The sequence below is a fragment of the Nocardia sp. NPDC050175 genome (assembly GCF_044459885.1).
GTDB lineage: Bacteria > Actinomycetota > Actinomycetes > Mycobacteriales > Mycobacteriaceae > Nocardia.
Genome location: NZ_JBITJI010000003.1, coordinates 75820 through 93161, shown reverse-complemented (window position 1 = coordinate 93161; position 17342 = coordinate 75820). Strand labels below are relative to the sequence as shown.

13 protein-coding genes are annotated in these 17342 nt (G+C 68.2%); 4 read left to right on the top strand and 9 right to left on the bottom strand.

Annotated elements, in window-relative coordinates; genetic code table 11:
* Nucleotides 1–33 precede the first annotated feature (33 nt).
* Nucleotides 34–4449: an ATP-dependent RNA helicase HrpA gene (hrpA, locus tag ACIBK2_RS11325; protein WP_396966100.1), complete on the top strand. Its 4416-nt coding sequence runs from the start codon at nucleotides 34–36 to the stop codon at nucleotides 4447–4449.
* A 136-nt stretch (nucleotides 4450–4585) separates the two neighbouring features.
* Here hrpA and nrdR read toward each other — a convergent pair whose 3' ends face one another.
* The 3 genes from nrdR to ACIBK2_RS11310 form a co-directional block, all read right to left on the bottom strand.
* Nucleotides 4586–5056, bottom strand: a complete 471-nt coding sequence (gene nrdR / locus ACIBK2_RS11320; RefSeq protein WP_357378891.1) for a transcriptional regulator NrdR — start codon at nucleotides 5054–5056, stop codon at nucleotides 4586–4588.
* 220 nt (nucleotides 5057–5276) lie between these two features.
* Complete coding sequence (locus ACIBK2_RS11315) at nucleotides 5277–6533, bottom strand: hypothetical protein (RefSeq protein WP_396966097.1); 1257 nt, start codon at nucleotides 6531–6533, stop codon at nucleotides 5277–5279.
* Nucleotides 6534–6734: 201 nt separating this feature from the next.
* A complete protein-coding gene (locus tag ACIBK2_RS11310; RefSeq protein ID WP_396966095.1) occupies nucleotides 6735–7274 on the bottom strand; it encodes a hypothetical protein in 540 nt (179 codons plus the stop codon).
* 318 nt (nucleotides 7275–7592) lie between these two features.
* On the opposite strand from ACIBK2_RS11310, the gene lexA reads away from it, so the two are divergent.
* The 3 genes from lexA (at nucleotide 7593) to ACIBK2_RS11295 (ending at nucleotide 11060) form a co-directional block, all read left to right on the top strand.
* Nucleotides 7593–8324, top strand: coding sequence for a transcriptional repressor LexA (gene lexA, locus ACIBK2_RS11305; RefSeq protein WP_396966093.1), 732 nt, complete (start codon nucleotides 7593–7595; stop codon nucleotides 8322–8324).
* Nucleotides 8325–8473: 149 nt separating this feature from the next.
* Nucleotides 8474–10492, top strand: a complete 2019-nt coding sequence (locus tag ACIBK2_RS11300; protein WP_396966091.1) for a glycosyltransferase family 39 protein — start codon at nucleotides 8474–8476, stop codon at nucleotides 10490–10492.
* 118 nt (nucleotides 10493–10610) lie between these two features.
* The gene (locus ACIBK2_RS11295; RefSeq protein WP_396966089.1) at nucleotides 10611–11060 is read left to right on the top strand and encodes a pyridoxamine 5'-phosphate oxidase family protein; all 450 of its coding nucleotides are present in this window, start codon (nucleotides 10611–10613) and stop codon (nucleotides 11058–11060) included.
* A gap of 158 nt (nucleotides 11061–11218) precedes the next feature.
* On the opposite strand, the gene ACIBK2_RS11290 is transcribed toward ACIBK2_RS11295, so the two are convergent.
* From ACIBK2_RS11290 to ACIBK2_RS11265, 6 genes are read right to left on the bottom strand one after another with little or no spacing between them, the layout of a single operon-like run.
* On the bottom strand, nucleotides 11219–11959 hold the full coding sequence (locus ACIBK2_RS11290; protein ID WP_396967186.1) for a DUF6390 family protein: 741 nt from the start codon (nucleotides 11957–11959) through the stop codon (nucleotides 11219–11221).
* 27 nt (nucleotides 11960–11986) lie between these two features.
* On the bottom strand, nucleotides 11987–13066 hold the full coding sequence (gene hypE, locus ACIBK2_RS11285) for a hydrogenase expression/formation protein HypE (RefSeq protein ID WP_396966087.1): 1080 nt from the start codon (nucleotides 13064–13066) through the stop codon (nucleotides 11987–11989).
* Nucleotides 13059–14171, bottom strand: a complete 1113-nt coding sequence (gene hypD / locus ACIBK2_RS11280) for a hydrogenase formation protein HypD (protein ID WP_396966085.1) — start codon at nucleotides 14169–14171, stop codon at nucleotides 13059–13061. The genes hypE and hypD overlap by 8 nt, the downstream gene beginning before the upstream one ends.
* Nucleotides 14168–14500, bottom strand: coding sequence for a HypC/HybG/HupF family hydrogenase formation chaperone (locus tag ACIBK2_RS11275; RefSeq protein WP_396966083.1), 333 nt, complete (start codon nucleotides 14498–14500; stop codon nucleotides 14168–14170). Before ACIBK2_RS11275 ends, hypD begins: the two co-directional genes overlap by 4 nt.
* A gap of 16 nt (nucleotides 14501–14516) precedes the next feature.
* Nucleotides 14517–17009 (bottom strand): carbamoyltransferase HypF, encoded by a 2493-nt coding sequence (locus tag ACIBK2_RS11270; RefSeq protein ID WP_396966081.1) that lies wholly within the window; start codon nucleotides 17007–17009, stop codon nucleotides 14517–14519.
* Nucleotides 17006–17248 (bottom strand): HypC/HybG/HupF family hydrogenase formation chaperone, encoded by a 243-nt coding sequence (locus tag ACIBK2_RS11265; RefSeq protein ID WP_357378873.1) that lies wholly within the window; start codon nucleotides 17246–17248, stop codon nucleotides 17006–17008. Before ACIBK2_RS11265 ends, ACIBK2_RS11270 begins: the two co-directional genes overlap by 4 nt.
* Between the last annotated feature and the right edge of the window lie 94 nt (nucleotides 17249–17342).

The window sequence follows — 17342 nt, the reverse complement described above, 5'->3', positions numbered from 1 at the left end:
CAGTTGCCGCCCTTCGCTACGCTTGTGAATGCAATGACCAGGACAGCTGATACCGGACCCCGCGAGCTCCGCACCCGCCTGGCGAATCTCTCCCTCCGCGACGAATACCGGCTGCGCCGCCAGCTCGACCGGGCGCGCGGTGCCGACCTGGGCAAGGTCGAGGCCGAGATCGCCGCGGCCGAGCTCCGCATCGACGCGCGACGGGCCGCCGTGCCGGAGATCCGCTACCCCGAGCAGCTGCCGGTCACCCAGCGCCGCGAAGACATCGCCGCCGCCATCGCCGCGCATCAGGTGGTGATCGTGGCCGGCGAGACCGGTTCCGGCAAGACCACCCAGATCCCGAAGATCTGCCTGGAACTCGGGCGCGGCATCCGCGGCACCATCGGCCACACCCAGCCGCGCAGGCTGGCCGCACGCACCGTCGCCGAGCGCATCGCCGAGGAACTCGGCACCGAACTCGGCGACGCCGTCGGCTACACGGTCCGTTTCACCGACCACGCCTCCGACCGCACGCTGATCAAGCTGATGACCGACGGCATCCTGCTCGCCGAGATCCAGCGCGACCGGCTGCTGCGCCGCTACGACACGATCATCATCGACGAGGCGCACGAACGCAGCCTCAATATCGACTTCCTGCTCGGCTACCTCAAACAGCTGCTGCCGCGCAGGCCCGACCTGAAGATCATCATCACCTCGGCGACCATCGACCCGGAGCTGTTCGCTCGGCATTTCGCCGACGAGAACGGCGCTCCCGCACCGATTGTCGAGGTTTCCGGCCGGTCCTATCCGGTGGAGCTGCGCTATCGGCCGCTGTCGCTGGAGCTGCCCGGTGCCGACGACGAAGACGACGAGGACACCCGGGTCGTCGATCGCGACCCGGTGGACGCCATCGGTGACGCGGTCGCCGAACTGTTCGACGAGGGCGACGGGGACGTGCTCGTCTTCCTGTCCGGCGAACGCGAAATCCGGGACGCCGCCGACGCTTTGCGCGATCTGAAGCTGCCGCGCACCGAGATCCTGCCGCTGTACGCGCGGCTGTCCACCGCCGAACAGCACCGGGTGTTCGCGCCGCATGCCGGCCGTCGCGTGGTGCTCGCCACCAATGTCGCGGAGACCTCGCTCACCGTGCCGGGCATCCGGTACGTGGTCGACCCTGGGACAGCGCGCATTTCGCGGTACTCGATGCGCACCAAGGTGCAGCGGCTGCCCATCGAACCGGTCTCCCAGGCCTCCGCCCGGCAGCGCGCCGGACGCTGTGGTCGCGTCGCCGACGGCATCTGCATCCGGCTGTACTCCGAGGACGATTTCGAGTCGCGGCCCGCATTCACCGAACCGGAGATCCTGCGCACCAACCTGGCCGCCGTCATCCTGCAGATGACCTCGCTCGGACTGGGCGATATCGAGAACTTCCCGTTCGTCGAGGCGCCGGACAAGCGGGCGATCCGCGACGGCATCGCGCTGCTGGAAGAGCTTGGCGCGCTGGGTCGGCGGACAGGTAGCGACACCGAATCGGACGTCGGACTCACGCTGACCCCGATCGGCCGCGACATGGCGCAGCTTCCGGTCGATCCGCGGATGGCGCGGATGCTGGTGGAGGCGCACAGCAACGGATGCCTGGCGGAAGTGCTGATCATCGTTGCGGCACTGTCGATTCAAGATGTCCGCGAGCGGCCCGCGGACAATCAACAGGCCGCCGACACCAAGCACGCGCGGTTCATCGTCGAAGGATCGGATTTCCTCGCCTACCTCCGGCTGTGGGAGTACCTGACCGAGCAGCGAAAATCGTTGTCGTCCAACCAGTTCCGGCGCATGTGCCGCGAGGAGTTCCTGCATTACCTGCGGATCAGGGAGTGGCAGGATCTGCACGGACAGTTGCGCACCATCACCAGAGGACTCGGATGGTCGGCGGATGGGGCATCGGATCGCTCTGCGGAAGTAGGCGACTCGGCTCCTGCCTCGGGGCAGGCAGGGCGTGGTTCGCGCCGCGGACGGGCGCGCGGCCAAGGCGGCGACGGTGCGCCAGAAGGACAGTCCGGCTCGCGGGAGGGCACCGAGGGTGGTTCGCGCCGCGGACGATCTCGTGGCCAAGGAGACGGCGCGTCAGAAGGGCAGCCTGATTCGCCGGAAAACTCCGAGAATGGTTCGCGCCGTGCACAGTCGGGCGAGCAGAACGCGGACAGTTCGGCGAGTGGACAGCCTGGTTCCAGCAGCGAGGGTGGTTCGCGGCGTCGGCGGTCCGGCAAGGCCACTGTGCAATCCGCCGAAAATCCGCAGTCCGTCGCACGCGCTGGGGCATCGAACCGGCAGGATGCCAACGCGGCTCGTGGTGGTCGCTCGAAGCGCGGCGGCGCACCGCAGACGGCCGACAGCTCGTCGGTCGAATCCGACGACATGCCTTGGGATTCCACCGGGATCCATCAAGCCCTACTGGCGGGCATGCTCTCCCATATCGGCTTGCGCGAGGCGGAATCGCGGGAGTTTCTCGGGGCGCGCAATGCGAAGTTCATGATCTTCCCCGGCTCGTCGCTGGCGAAGAAGCCGCCGCGTTGGGTGATGGCGGCGGAGTTGGTCGAGACGTCCCGGTTGTGGGGGCGGATGGCGGCCAAGGTGGAGCCGGAGTGGGCTGAGCGGCTCGCGGGGGATCTGGTGAAACGCACCTACTCCGAGCCGCATTGGTCGGCCAAGCGCGGGGCGGCGAGTGCCTACGAGCGGGTCACCCTGTACGGCATCCCGCTGGTCACCGGTAGGCAGGTGGATTACGGCCGGATCGATCCGGAGCTGTCGCGCGAACTGTTCATCAGACACGCACTGGTGCAGGGGGAATGGCAGACCCGGCACGACTTCTTCCACCGCAACCGTGAATTGATCGACGACGTCGCCGATCTGGAGCACCGCGCCCGCCGCCGCGACATCCTGGTGGACGACGAGGTGCTGTTCGAGTTCTACGACAAGCGCCTGCCCGCCGACATCGTGTCGGTGCGGCATTTCGACAGCTGGTGGAAGTCCGCGCGCCGGAAAGACCCGGCGCTGCTGGACTTCTCGACCTCGACCGTCGTCAACGCGGGCACCGCGGCGCTGGATCCGGCCGCCTTCCCCGACGCCTGGCGGCAGGGCGAACTCAGCTTCCCGCTCACCTACCAGTTCGAGCCGGGCAATGAGGAAGACGGCGTCACCGTCCGTATCCCGGTCGAACAGCTGGCCCATGTGCGTGCCGTCGGCTTCGACTGGCTGGTGCCGGGCATGCGCGACGAGTTGGCCGCGGCGCTGATCAAGACGCTGCCGAAGGCGTTGCGGCGCAGCGTCGTTCCGGCTCCGGACTTCGCCGCAGCGGCCTTGGCCGCGCTCACTCCGCGCGCGGAGCCGCTGCGCATCGGGTTGGCACGGGAGCTGTCCCGCCTGGGCTCGATCACGATCGACCCGACCGACCTCGACACCGGTGCGCTGCCGGATCATCTGCGGATGACGTTCGCGGCCGTCGACACCAAGGGCAGCGTGCTTGCTCGCAGCAAGAGCCTGCCGACGCTCAAAACTCAACTGGCCGACCAGGTCGCCGCATCGGTAGCCCGCGCGACAGCGGGCGCGGAACGGGCGCCAGCGGCGGCATGGACGTCGGAATCGCTCGGCACGGTGGAGCCGACGGTCCGCCGCGAGGTCGCCGGACAGACCGTCACCGGCTATCCCGCCCTGGTCCCCGAGGGCGACGGCGTGGCCGTCCGAGTGCTCAGTTCGCCTGCCGCACAGGCCACCGCGATGCGCGCAGGCACCCGCACCCTCATCCTGAACGCACTGCCGACCTCGGTCCGCACCGTCACCTCGAGCCTGCGTCCCACGGATCGCCTTGCGCTGACACAGAATCCGTACGGCTCACTGGACGCACTGATCGAGGACTGCCGCGCCGCGGCCGCCGACGAGCTCATCGCCGCCGCGGGCGGACCGGTGCACAACCCGGACGATTTTGCCGCGCTGGTCGCCAAGATTCGCCCCGACTTCGTCTCCGCGGTAGCCCAACTGGTCCGTCTCGTGGTGCCGATTCTGGCTGAGGCTCACCGGGTTTCGGCCGCCCTGGCCGAGACCTCCGAACGCGACATCGCCGACGACGTCCGCGACCAGCTCGACAACCTCGTCTTCCGCGGCTTCGTCTCCGAATGGGGCAGCACCCGGTTACGCGAACTCCCCCGCTACCTCCAGGCCGCCGTCGCCCGCCTGGAGTCCCTGCCCGCCGCCGCGGTCCGCGACCGTCAGGGCATGATCGAACTCGACCGCGCCCTCACCGCCTACGACCGCCTGGTCAACGCCCTGCCGGAAAACCGCCGCCACGCTCCGGCCGTAGTCGAAATCTGGTGGATGCTCGAAGAATTCCGCATCAGCCTGTTCGCCCAAAAGCTCGGCACCCCATACCCGGTGTCCGCCAAGCGCATCGAACGCGCCATCGCCGCCATCCGCAGGTAGCGGCACCCACCACCGGAGAACACGTGCCCGCCCACCGCGGGGCACGGTACCGAAACAGCTGCACTACTTCTGATTTCGCGCACCGGGAATAGCATGCGATTCCAGGTGCGCGAAATCAGAAGTGGTGCGGCGGTTGCTATTCGGCGGCGACGGCCGCTGCCTCGCGGGCGGTGCGCATCTCCTGGATCTCGCGTTCGAAATCCGCTGCGGAGGTGAAGGAGCGGTAGACCGAGGCGAAGCGCAGGTACGCGACCTCGTCCAGGTCGCGCAGCGGGCCGAGGATGGCCAGGCCGACCTCGTGGCTGGGCACCTCGGGGGAACCCTTGGCGCGCACGGCGTCTTCCACCTTCTGCGCGAGCAGGTTCAGGGCGTCGTCGTCGACCTCACGGCCCTGGCAGGCGCGGCGCACGCCGCGGATGACCTTCTCCCGGCTGAACGGCTCGGTGACGCCGCTGCGTTTCACCACGGACAGGATCGCGGTTTCGACCGTGCTGAACCGCCGCCCACAGTGCGGGCACGCGCGGCGGCGGCGGATGGCCGCGCCTTCGTCGGCCTCGCGCGAGTCCACCACCCGGGAGTCGGGGTGTCGGCAGTACGGGCAATGCATCCGAGAGATCCTTCGTCGATGCGCGTGCTCGCGGCCGGCCCGGCAACCGATCGGGGTGACCGTCCCGGCGAGCACGTGTACAGGGGCCTAGACCCCGGCACCAGGTAAACCTCAGGCGATATGCGGAATACCTGCATAGCTCTTCGAGGATACCTGTCCGGGTACGTGGGTTGTCCCACTCACCCTGTACCCGCCGGCGCTGCCCCCGCTCGTGGCAGGACTATTCGACGATCTGCCACTGCGAGGTCAGGTCGGCGATGAGCTCCGGCAGGCGCGGGACGAGGCGGCCACGGGCGAGTTTGTTCCAGAACGGCTCGCCGAGCACGGCGGGTCCGAGCACGGGGTTCAGCTCCATGTCGACGTGGCGTGGGACGAGGTCGCCGGTGATGTAGGTCCAGCGGGTGTCGCGGTCGGCCCAGTTGAAGTCGGGCAGCGGGGTGCGCAGGGCCAGGCTGCGGCCGCCGACGTCGGCCCGGACGGTGGCCGGCGCGAACACGCCCGGTGCGCGGACGCCGGGCACGGCGGGTTTGCCCGCGATGGTGCTCACGTAGGTGAGCACGCGGCCGATCGGGGCGCGGCCCGCCGCGGTCGCGTCCCACTGGTCGGCGATCACCCGGTTCTGTTCGCGGTCGGTCATCCGGATCAGCGCGTCGATATTGCCCGCGCTGGTGCCGGACGCGATGGACTGCCATGCGGTGTGGATGTCGGCATCGAGCACGCCCGCGTCGTACATCTCGTCGATGCCCCGCATGCCCAGCGCGACATACGCTTCGTGCATCGGGACCAGGTCGGTGAAGATGTGCTTCTGCATGATCATCAGCCGGGTCTGATACCAGGCGACATCCTCAGCGCTGAGCCGCGAGCCCTCCTCGGCGAGCAGGCGGACGTCGGCGGGCAACCCCTGCACCAGTTCCGGCGGCGTGTTGCGCAACAGGTCGGCTACCGCGGCACCGAGTTGATGGATGCCGGGCACGTCGAGCACCACGCCGACATCGCTCATGTCGAAGAATCCGGAGGCGAACGAACCGCCCGCGATGCCCGCCAGCCCCGCCCAGTAGAACTCCGGGTGCTGCGTGGTGAGCCGCAGGTAATTGACGTACACCTGACAGAAGGTGCCCTCATTGGCCTGCACGCCACGCGCCGGATCCCAAGCCGCGAGGTCGATGTTTGCGTTGCGCGTCGCGACAACCAACCAGTACTGATGCAGCAACGTCGCATACCGGCGCGGCGACACGCCGTCGGCGCGCGCTTCCTCGACCGCCGCGGACAGCGCCGATTCATCCAGCGGGAGCGCCGGATTCAACCCACCACCGCCCGCACCGTCACCATTGACGGAGGGCAGGTCCAGGTATGCCGCATAGGCAGGCGCCGCCTGAGCAACCGGGATAGCAGCGAACCCGAATACGAGACACAGAGCGAGCCCGACGATTCGGGCGAGAAGCCGGGCAGACCGTCCGGCGGTGGCGAGGTGCGTCATTGCTAGTCCCGAACTCGTTCGAAGGCCAAGGCCATGTCTGGCAAAGACCTTTGCCAGATCACGTGTTCAGCACACTAGCAACATGTTCTAGTCGATGATCAACAAATTCGGCCACTTCGCGACCGGCCGGCAAAGCCGAGCGTCAAGCCCGCTACTCGACAAGATTCACGAAGAGGATGGCGTCGCGGGCAGACCCGACAATCAGCGCGGCGCGATATCACCTTGGGGCAGCACGCTTCCGGGCACGACATCGACGGGCGCGGACCGACCATCGACCACCGCGGGCACGGTGCTCGTCGAGGTGTCGCCACCCCAGTCCCCCGCCCGCAGGTGCGCCAGCGTGATGAGCGCGGCCACCACGAGCGCGCTCAGTAGCGCGGCCACCGCCAGGACGGCGAATCCGACCTGTGCCTGTTCGACCAGCTCACCCGGATGCGCGCCGCTGGGCCGCCGCACGGTGGAAGTTCGTGTGCCGCGGTCGTATACGGCGACCCCGCCGGGCCTCGCGCCACGCGGGCGGCGGTCGACGGTGGAGCGGTGGGTCGAATCCAGGGTCCGCGTACGCAGGGTGCCTCGATGCACGCGCGGGACGGTTTCGAAGGCCAGGTCGATCTCGGCCGAGTCGATGTCGCGCGGGTCGACCTCGCGAGTATCGATGTCACGGGCAGCGTCCACGTGCGGCACGAGGGCCGTTGCGGGCGCGTCGAGCTCCGTGTTGATGTCGCTGATCGCAGTGCTCATCGGACAAACCTCCGTGGTGGGTGCTCCGTCTGTGTTCGAGCTGGGTCGTTCGAGCTGGGCGGACCGGTCGGGCTGGTCGGTACCGCTGTTCAGTGCCGCTTTTCGATGCATTGTTCGCTCAGGTGTTCGAAGAACTGATGTTCGATTTCTACCACGTGCCACCGACAATGTCAGCAGGAAACGCCCGACACTCCTCGAACAGATGTTTGAAACATCGGCTCGACCGGACTAGATTCGAAAGACGAAATTCAAGACAGGCCATGCACAGATATGCCGGGCGACGGATCAGCCCGGACACAGCAAGGAAGGGCGGTTGCGGTGAGGCACACAGACGACACGGGCGTAGAGAGCGAAGGCGGCGCCGACACGGCGGTTACCGGGGCGGATCTCACCGTGCGTCAGCGCAAAGTGCTGGACGTGATCCGGTCTTCGGTGAGCGAGCGCGGCTACCCGCCGAGCATCCGGGAGATCGGCGACGCCGTCGGGCTGACGTCGACCTCCTCGGTCGCTCATCAGCTGCGCGCATTGGAGCGCAAGGGCTTTCTGCGACGCGACCCGAATCGTCCACGCGCCGTGGACGTTCGCGGCCTCGACGAGGTCGGGCGCGCCGTCACCAGCCTGCACGCCGCCACGGCGGACGAATCCGACAGCGCCGCAGTCGATCCGAGCAGGCCGACGCCGACGTTCGTGCCGGTCCTCGGCCGGATCGCCGCCGGTGGCCCGATCCTGGCCGAGCAGGCGGTCGAGGACGTGTTCCCGCTGCCCCGCGAGCTGGTCGGCGAGGGCTCGCTGTTCCTGCTGAAGGTCGTCGGGCAGTCGATGATCGACGCGGCGATCTGCGACGGCGACTGGGTGGTGGTGCGGCAGCAGAACGTCGCCGACAACGGCGATATCGTCGCCGCGATGATCGACGGCGAGGCCACGGTGAAGACGTTCAAGCGCACCGGCAAGGATGTCTGGCTGATGCCGCACAACCCGGTGTTCGAACCGATCCCCGGCAACGACGCACAGGTACTCGGCAAGGTCGTCACGGTAATCCGCAAGATCTAGCCGAGTTCGATACCCGAACGGCCGCACGGTGATCCGTGTGGCCGTTCGTTTCGTCGGTCCGACGATCATCCGCGCAGGCCACGGGCGTTCACAGCATATTGCCAGCGAGCGCCCAGCGCCTTCACCGCTGCGCCGGGCATGCTCCTGCGGTGACCACGATCAGCGCCGAACCGGCCCTGCACGATGCGACCGACCCCGCCGACACGCCCGAGCCGGACGGCCTGCCACCGGCCACCCGCTGGGAGCGGGTGGGACTGGCCGCGCTCCTGATCGGCACGGCTGCCGCGTATCTATGGCACATCACCGTCAACGGCATGGGCAACAACTTCTACGCTGCGGCCACCTGGGCGGGCTCGCGGAACTGGAAAGCGCTGCTGTTCGGCTCCCTCGATCCCGGCAACTTCATCACCGTCGACAAACCGCCCGTCTCCCAGTGGGTGATGGGGCTGTCCGGCCAGGTGTTCGGGTTCAGCAGTGCGAGCATGCTTATCCCCCAGGCACTGATGGCGGTCGCCGCGGTCGCGCTGACCTACGCCGCGGTCACCCGCGCGACCGACAGCCGCGGCGCCGGACTGCTCGCCGGGGCGGCGCTGGCGGTTACCCCGGTGGTGGCGTTGATGTTCCGGTTCAACAACCCGGACGCGGTAATGGTGCTGCTCATGACCGCGGGCGCGTACTGCACCATCCGGTCGCTGCGCCACGCCAGCCCGCGCTGGCTGATGCTGGCCGGTGTCGCCCTCGGATTCGCGTTCCTGGCCAAGATGCTCGAGGGGCTGATGGTGCTGCCCGCCCTTGGCATCGCCTACCTCATCGTCGCGCCGACCACGCTGCGGAATCGTTTGTGGCACTTGACCGGTGCGGCCGCCGCGCTGATCGTCTCGTCCGGCTGGTACGTGCTGCTGACCATCCTGTGGCCCGCCTCGTCCCGTCCCTACCTGGCCGGATCCACGAACAACACCTTCATGGACCTGGTCCTCGGCTACAACGGCTTCGCGCGGTTCCTCGGCCAGAACCATCGAGGCGGCGGCAACCGCTTCGAGCTGCCGGCCGGCTACGAGATGCCGCGCAATCTCGGCGGTGGTGGGTTCGGCGGTTTCGGTGGGTTCGGCGGATCGGGCCACTGGAAGCTGTTCACCGGTGAGATCGGCTTCGAGATCTCCTGGCTGCTGCCCGCCGCGCTACTGGCGTTCGTGGTGGTGCTCGTGTCGCGCTGGCGCGCGCCGCGCACCGATCAATTGCGCGGGGCCGCTTTGGTTTTCGGTCTGTGGCTGGTGATCGACGGCATCGCGTTCACCACCATGAAGGGTGGCATGCACGCGTACTACACCCTCGCCATCGGGCCTGCGGTGGCGGGAATGTTCGCCCTCGGCGTGCACGAAGCGTGGCGGCGGCGCGACGAGATGTTCGGCCGAATCGGTTCCGCCGCACTGGTTCTCGCGACCGGCGGGTGGGCTTTCGTGCTGCTGGGTCGCAATGCCGACTGGCTGCCGTGGCTGCGCTGGACCCTGCTCGCGGTTTCGGTGCTCGCCACACTCGGACTGCTCGCCACCGCCTTCCCCGCCGTGTCGAGCAGGCTCCGCACCCGGGCCACCTCGGTATTGGTGATCGCGGGCGTGCTGGCCGGGCTCGGCGGCACCTCCGCCTACGCGGCGGCCACCCTGCCGCAGGAACACGTCGGCGGCGGACCCTCGGTCGGTCCCGTCAAGCCCGAAAGACCGGGCCCCGCAAACCAGATCCGCCGCGCCGTCACCGCGTTCCTCGACGGCACTACCGAACCGCAGGTCTCCGAAATGCTGCGCAACACGACCACCACCTGGTCGGCGGCGGTCGATCGGTCCTCGACCGCCGCCAGCCTGGAACTCGACAGTCGCACACCGGTGATCGCCATCGGCGGCTTCACCTCTGACGACCCGGTGCCGACCCTGCCCGACTTCCAGCGCCTCGTCAGCACTCACCAGGTGACGTATTACCTCGCCCAGGAGGTGCAGCTGCCTGATTCCTGGAAGGTCGCGGACCAGCCGGGAGTCCTGACGGAACCGGGCCAGCCGAAAAGCAACGGACTATGGCGGCCATCCGGAAACAAGGAAATCGCGGATTGGGTTGCCGCCCACTTCAATTCGGTCCATATCGGCAACGTCGCGGTCTACGACCTGACGACGCCGCACTGACAGATCGCTCCATGATCAACGGCGCATGTGCCGCCGCCCATGCGCCGTTGATCGTGAACCCCAGCTACGGCCTGCACGCGCCTGAAACATGTCGGTGGGTCGTGAGATGGTAGGGATCGTGGCTACCTGGCGCGATTTCGAGAACGAAGCTCCGCAGTTGGCAGCGGAGGTGAAACGACGATTCCAGCTACACGAGAGTCACGTGCTGGCAACGATTCGCCGCGACGGATCTCCCCGAGTGAGCGGTTCCGAAGTCGCCTTCCACGACCCGGACCTCACCTTCGGCTCGATGCCCGGCGCAAGGAAAGCCCGCGACCTCCAGCGCGACGGCCGATGCGCGATCCACGCCCACCCGTCCGACGGTGACGCCAAGATCTCCGGCACCGCAATCGAACTCACCGATCCCGCCGCACGCGAGGCAGTCGGCGCAGACCCCGCAGGCGAAGATCACGCATTCCGCCTCGACCTCAGCGCCGCCGTCCTGACCAGCGTGGACCAGGAACAGCAACTACTGGTCGTCGAGGTGTGGCGCCCCAGCCAAGGCGTCCAGGTCACCAAGCGCCACTGAGACCAAGCCGTCAAAAGGACTGGGCGCCCACCTCAGTCGGCGACCGGTCCGCGCCGGCGTCGAGCGCATCGAGGACCGCGTCGCCGTTAGCCCTCGCCCACTCGGTCAGTAGGTGGATCGGATCGATCAGCGTCGCTCCGAGCGGGGCACAACAAGATTCAGGGGGCGCGCCCTAGTCGCTGGTTGGTGACGTGTAGTTGGCGGGCGGTGCTGGTCTCTAGGGCTTGGACTTGGCTGGGATCCAAGCGGCCGCACAGTCGTCCCCAGTGCACGGCGACTTGGTCGCCGGGTGTCAGGTTAGGGACGGCTGAGTAGCCGTCGGTCCAGATCTCGGCGTGCTGGGGTGCGGGGGCCGACAGGCTCAGTTCGCGGCCGTCCCACACCAGTTCGCGGCGGGTCAGTGTGATATCGGTTCCCGTGCAGTCGATTACGGTGCCCCAGGAGATGCGGCAGCCGTCGAGGACCTGGAGCGGGTGGTTGCTTTTTCCCTTGCCGAGCAGGCGAGTCCACGGGTACACGCCGAGCACGTGGAAGCAGTGGTTGGCGGCGGCCTCGGTGGCGAGGTCTGCGGTCAGGTGTGTCCAGTAGTGGCCGGCCATCGGACCGATGACGGCGAGCAGTTCGGCTGCGAACGCGTCGGGGTCGAGGTCCGCGCCGATACCGCCGCCGAGCCAATACGATTCGACGAGGCGGTGATCGAGTGGGTCGGCGATTCCGGTCAGTCTTGACATCACCTGTAGGTAGGGCCACGCGCCGGAGAACTGCCGGGCCACCGCGCGCACGTCGGCCTCGGCGCCGCCGCGCAGCGCGACGGCTTCTGGTGGGCCGCAGTAGCCGAGCCGGTTCGGCGCGTAGGCGTACCTGGCGAAGAACTCGGTCCCGCTGATGAGCTGCTCGATAGTGAACTCCTCTCGATGACCTGGTGCTCAACAGATCCGGGGCAGCTGCTCCCCTGCCGGAAGGTCGACCACGCGGGTGCCGCCGAGCGCGGTCCGCGCGACCACCATGCCGGGGTGTTCCTCGACGCAGACACCGATGGCGGCGGCGCGGGAGCCGAGCGGATGCTCGCGCATCGCGGCCAGCACCATGTCCGCCTCCTGCGGCGCGACGAAGGCGACCAACTTGCCCTCGTTGGCCACATACATCGGGTCGAGCCCGAGCAGACCGCACGCGTCGCGCACAGCGGCGGGCACCGGTAGCTTCCGTTCGTCCAGCGACACACCGACTTTCGCGGCCCGCGCGATCTCGTTCAGCGTGGCCGATACGCCACCGCGGGTGGGGTCACGCAAGACGTGCAGGTCGGCGCCGGTGGCCAGCATCGCGGCGACCAGGCCGTTGAGCGGCGCGGTGTCGCTGCACACGGTGGTGCCGAATTCGAGGCCCTCGCGGCAACTCATCACCGCGACACCGTGCACCCCGATATCGCCGCTGACGATCACCACATCACCGACTCGCGCCCGCTGCGGCCGGATATCGACACCGTCATCGACAATGCCGATGCCCGCGGTGTTGATGAAGATGCCGTCGCCGTGCCCGGAATCGACCACCTTGGTGTCGCCGGTGACCAGGGTGACGCCCGCCGCGAGCGCCGCCGTGCCCACCGCCTTGGCGACCTGGGCGATCTCGGCCAGCGCGGTGCCCTCCTCCAGGATGAACGCGGTGGACAGCACCATCGGGCGCGCACCCGACATCGCTAGATCGTTGACCGTGCCGTTCACCGCGAGGTCACCGATCGAGCCGCCGGGGAACATCAGCGGCTTCACCACGAACGAGTCGGTGGAGAACGCCAGCCGGACCCCGCCGAGGGTGATCACCGCGGAATCGCCGAGCCCCGCGTCCGCGGCCGCCCCGAAGGCGGGCAGGAAGAGGTGCTCGATCAGCTCGCCGGACATCGCGCCGCCACCGCCGTGACCCATCACGATGTTGGGTGAGTCCCGCAGCGGCATCGGGCAGACCCAGCTCTCCATGTCGATGGTCGCCCCCGCGACGACCGTTTCGTCAGGCATGAGCCACCTCCGCGGGCAGATCCAGGCGCCGGTACAGGTAGTAGGCCGCGCACGCGCCCTCGGAGGACACCATGGTGGCGCCCAACGGGTTTCGTGGCGTGCACTCCTTGCCGAAGGCGGCGCATTCGTGCGGTTTGATCAGGCCCTGCAGTACTTCGCCGGAGCGGCAGATCGACGACTCGTCGGTATGCATATCGCTGACGGAGTAGCGGAGCTCGGCGTCGTAGTCCTGATAGCGTTCGGACAGCTTCCATCCGCTCTGCGGGATCATGCCGATCCCCCGCCAGGCCCGGTCGGTGACGTCGAACACGTCGCGCAGCATCGCCCGCGCGGCCGGGTTGCCCGCCGCCTGCACCGCGCGCGGATAGGCGTTCTCCATTTCGTGTTTGCCCGCCTCCAGCTGAATCACCGTGCGGCGGATGCCTTCCAGGATGTCCAGCGGTTCGAAGCCGGTAACCACCATCGGCACCTTGTATTTCGCGGCGAGCGGCGGGTACTCCTCGGTGCCCATCACGCTGCAGACGTGTCCGGCGGCGAGGAAGGCCTGGACCCGGCAGCTCGGCGACTCCATGATCGCGGCAATGGCGGGCGGGACCAGCACATGCGAGACGAGCAGCGAGAAGTTGTCGATACCAAGGCGTTTGGCCTGATACACGGTCATCGCGTTGGCCGGGGCGGTGGTTTCGAAGCCGATGCCGAAGAACACCACCTGACGGTCGGGGTTCTGCCGGGCGATGTTCAGCGCGTCCAGCGGCGAGTAGACGACGCGCACGTCGCCGCCCTCGCTCTTCACGTGGAACAGATCCTTCTGACTGCCGGGCACGCGCAGCATGTCGCCGAACGAGCAGAAGATCACGCCGGGGCGGGCGGCGATCGCCAACGCCTTGTCGATCACCTCGAGCGGGGTGACACACACCGGGCAGCCTGGGCCGTGGATCATCTCGATCTGGTTCGGCAGTAGCTGATCGATGCCGTGCCGGATGATCGAATGTGTCTGTCCACCACAGACTTCCATGATGGCCCAGCGTCGGGTGGTCACACCGCGGATCTGGTCGAGCAGCTTCGCGGCCAGTTCCGGATTGCTGAACTCGTCGAGATACTTCATGGCGTCACCTCGGTAACTGGTTGTGGTGGGGCTGTTTCGGCGGTGGGGTCGGCGAGCCCGGCTTGTTTGGCGGCGAGGGCGAAGCCGTCGCCGAATTCCTCGTTGAGCACGCCGAGGCGCTCGAATTCGGCGAGCGTCTTCAGCGCCGACTCCTCGTCCAGGCGCTGGATCGCGAAGCCGACATGGACGACCACGTAATCGCCGATCGCCGCGTCCGGGATGTATTCCAGGCACACGTCTTTGTGCACGCCGCCGAAGTCGACGACCGACATCAGGGTGCCGTCCCGCTCCTGCAGGTCGAGCACCTTCCCTGGTACTGCCAGGCACATGGCCGCGCTCCTTTCCTCATCCCGCGCTGACGGCGAGTAATTGCCCGAACGCGAGTCCGCCGTCGTTGGGCGGCAGCCTGCGATGGGTGATGACGTGAAAGCCGTTGTCCTGCAACAGGGCGCGGGAGCGCGCGAGCAGGAGGGCATTCTGGAAGACGCCGCCGGAGAGGGCGACGGGGGTCGACGGTGCCGAATAGGCCACCGCCAGTTGGAGAATCAGGTGTGCCACCGCGTGGTGGAAGCGCGCGCCGATCACGGCGGCCGGGACACCGTGTGCCGCATCGGCAACTACCGCGGCGAGAACGGGGGTCGGGTCGAGTAGTGCGGGGGCGGTTTCGTCGGCGTCGATCGTGAACCGATATCCCAAGTCGTCCGAAACACCGCGGGCCAGCCCTTCGAGCTCGATCGCCGCCTGCGCCTCGTAGTCCACCACGTGCCGGACGCCGGCCAGCGACGACACCGCGTCGAACAACCTGCCCATGCTGGAGGTCGGCACACAGCCGAGGCCGGTCTCGAATTGATGGGCCAGCACGGTACGTTCATCGGCGGGGCAGGCGCGCACCGAAGGGATCGACTCCGACCAGTCGATACCCGCCGCCCACAGGTGCGCCAGCGCCATCCGATACGGCCGATGCACGCTCACGTCACCGCCCGCCAACGGCGCGTACCTCAGGTGGGCGAGCCGCCGGAAACCCTTGTAACCGGCCGAGAGCACCTCACCGCCCCACACCGCGCCGTCCGGGCCGAACCCGGTGCCGTCGAACGCGATACCGAGAACCGTTGCCGCCGCGCCTAATCCGTGCTCCCCCATCACCGAGGCGATGTGCGCGTGATGATGCTGCACCAGGCGCACCGGGCGGTCGCCCGCATTGCGCTGCGCCCACGCGGTGGAGCGATAGCGTGGGTGCGCGTCGGCGACGAGTTGGCTCGGCTGAACGCCGGTGAGCTGCTCGAGATGGTGTTCGGCGTCGTCGAAGGCCCGGAGTGTGGCGAGGTCGTCCATGTCACCGATGTGCTGGCTGAGCCACGCGTATCGCCCGTCGGCCACCGCGCAGGTGTTCTTCAGGTCCGCGCCTACCGCAAGCGTCGGCGGCATCGGGATGGGCAAGGCAAGAGGCAGCGGTGCGTACCCGCGAGAGCGGCGCACGGGCAGTTCGATGCCGTCGACCAGGCGGACTACGGAGTCATCACACGGCACGAGGATGCGCCGGTTGTGCGACAGCCACCCGTCCGCGAGGCCAGTGAGGCGAGCGCGGGCATCGTTGTCGTCGTAGCAGATCGGCTCGCCGCCGAGGTTGCCCGACGTCATGACCAACACCTGCGGGCCGGGCGGATCGCCGGGCAACCCGAACAACAGCAGGTGCAGCGGGGCGTAGGCGATCATGACGCCCAAGTCGGGATTACGAGGAGCCACCGAGGTCGCGGGAATCACCCTTCCGGCGGGCCCCGGACCTTCAGCGCGCAACACATCGCCACGTGCGCCCGATTCGGAGCCCGACGGTCCAGCCGAGACCCGCCTCGCGTCCAGCCCAGGCAGGGTACCGACGGCATGCATGCCGTCGGCCGCGAGCGGACCGTCTGTCACCTGCGAGCCATCCGTCGACCACAAGCGACCTGGCGACTGCAGGCCATCTGCCGAGGTCGCGGGGCCAGCGGAGTCGAGGCGGGCCAGCAGCACGATCGGTCGTGCGGGGCTGGTCAGTAATGTGGCAGCCGCTGGATCGACTTCGACAATCGCGCGGGCAGTATCCAAGTCGGGCACCATGACCGCGAAAGGCTTGTCGCCGCGGCGCTTTCGCTTGCGGAGTTCGGCGACGGCGGATTCGTTGGTGGCGTCGCAGGCGAGGTGGTAGCCGCCGATGCCTTTGACGGCGAGGATGCCGCCGTCGCGCAACAGGTTTCGGGCGGCGGTGAGGGGGTCGCCGGTGCCCGTGTAGGCGAGGGTTGGGCCGCAGTTGGGGCAGGCTATCGGCTGGGCGTGGAAGCGGCGGTTGGTCGGGTCGGCGTATTCGCGGGCGCAATCGGCGCACATCGGGAAGTCGGCCATCGAGGTGTGCGGGCGGTCGTAGGGCAGGGTGGCGATGATGGTGAAGCGGGGGCCGCAGTTGGTGCAGTTGATGAACGGGTGGCGGTGGCGGCGGTTGTCGGGGTCGGCGAGTTCGCGGGCGCAGTCGGCGCAGAGGGCGACGTCGGGTGAGGCCAGAGTGCGGCCCGCGCCGTCGCGGGTGGTGTCGGCGATGTGGAAGCCGGTGCCGCCGCGCAGCGGGATGGTTTGCTGCTCAACCGATTCGACCACGGCGAGGGGCGGCGGACTCTCGCGTACCCGGCGCACGAATTCGTCCAGATCGGCTGGTGCGCCCTCGATTTCGATGAGCACGCCGGAGCTGTCGTTCGATACGCGGCCGGCCAGCGCCAGTTCGGCGGCGGTGGTGTAGACGAAGGGCCGGAAGCCGACCCCCTGCACCACGCCGCGCACCACCACCTTGCGCCGCGACCGGTGCACGGTCATGGTTCTTCACCGCTCCCGAGCATGCGCAACCCGGCCAGCGCCGCGGCCGCGCCCGCCTCGTCGGTCTTCTCCATCACGAAGCCCATGTGGATGATCACCCAGTCGCCGGGCCGCGCCGGATCGTCCTCCAGCAGACCAATATTCACCTTGCGCTTCTCGCCCTGGACATCGACCAGCGCGATCTGATTGTGGTAGCCGTCGAGGATTTCGACGACGCGGCCGGGAATGCCAAGGCACATCGGTCATTCCTCCTGTCGAGCTGCTGCGGGCGTGGGCAAGTGTTGGGGCGGTAGCACCTCGGAATCGGCGCCAGGCGCGGGGGCCGCATCCGGC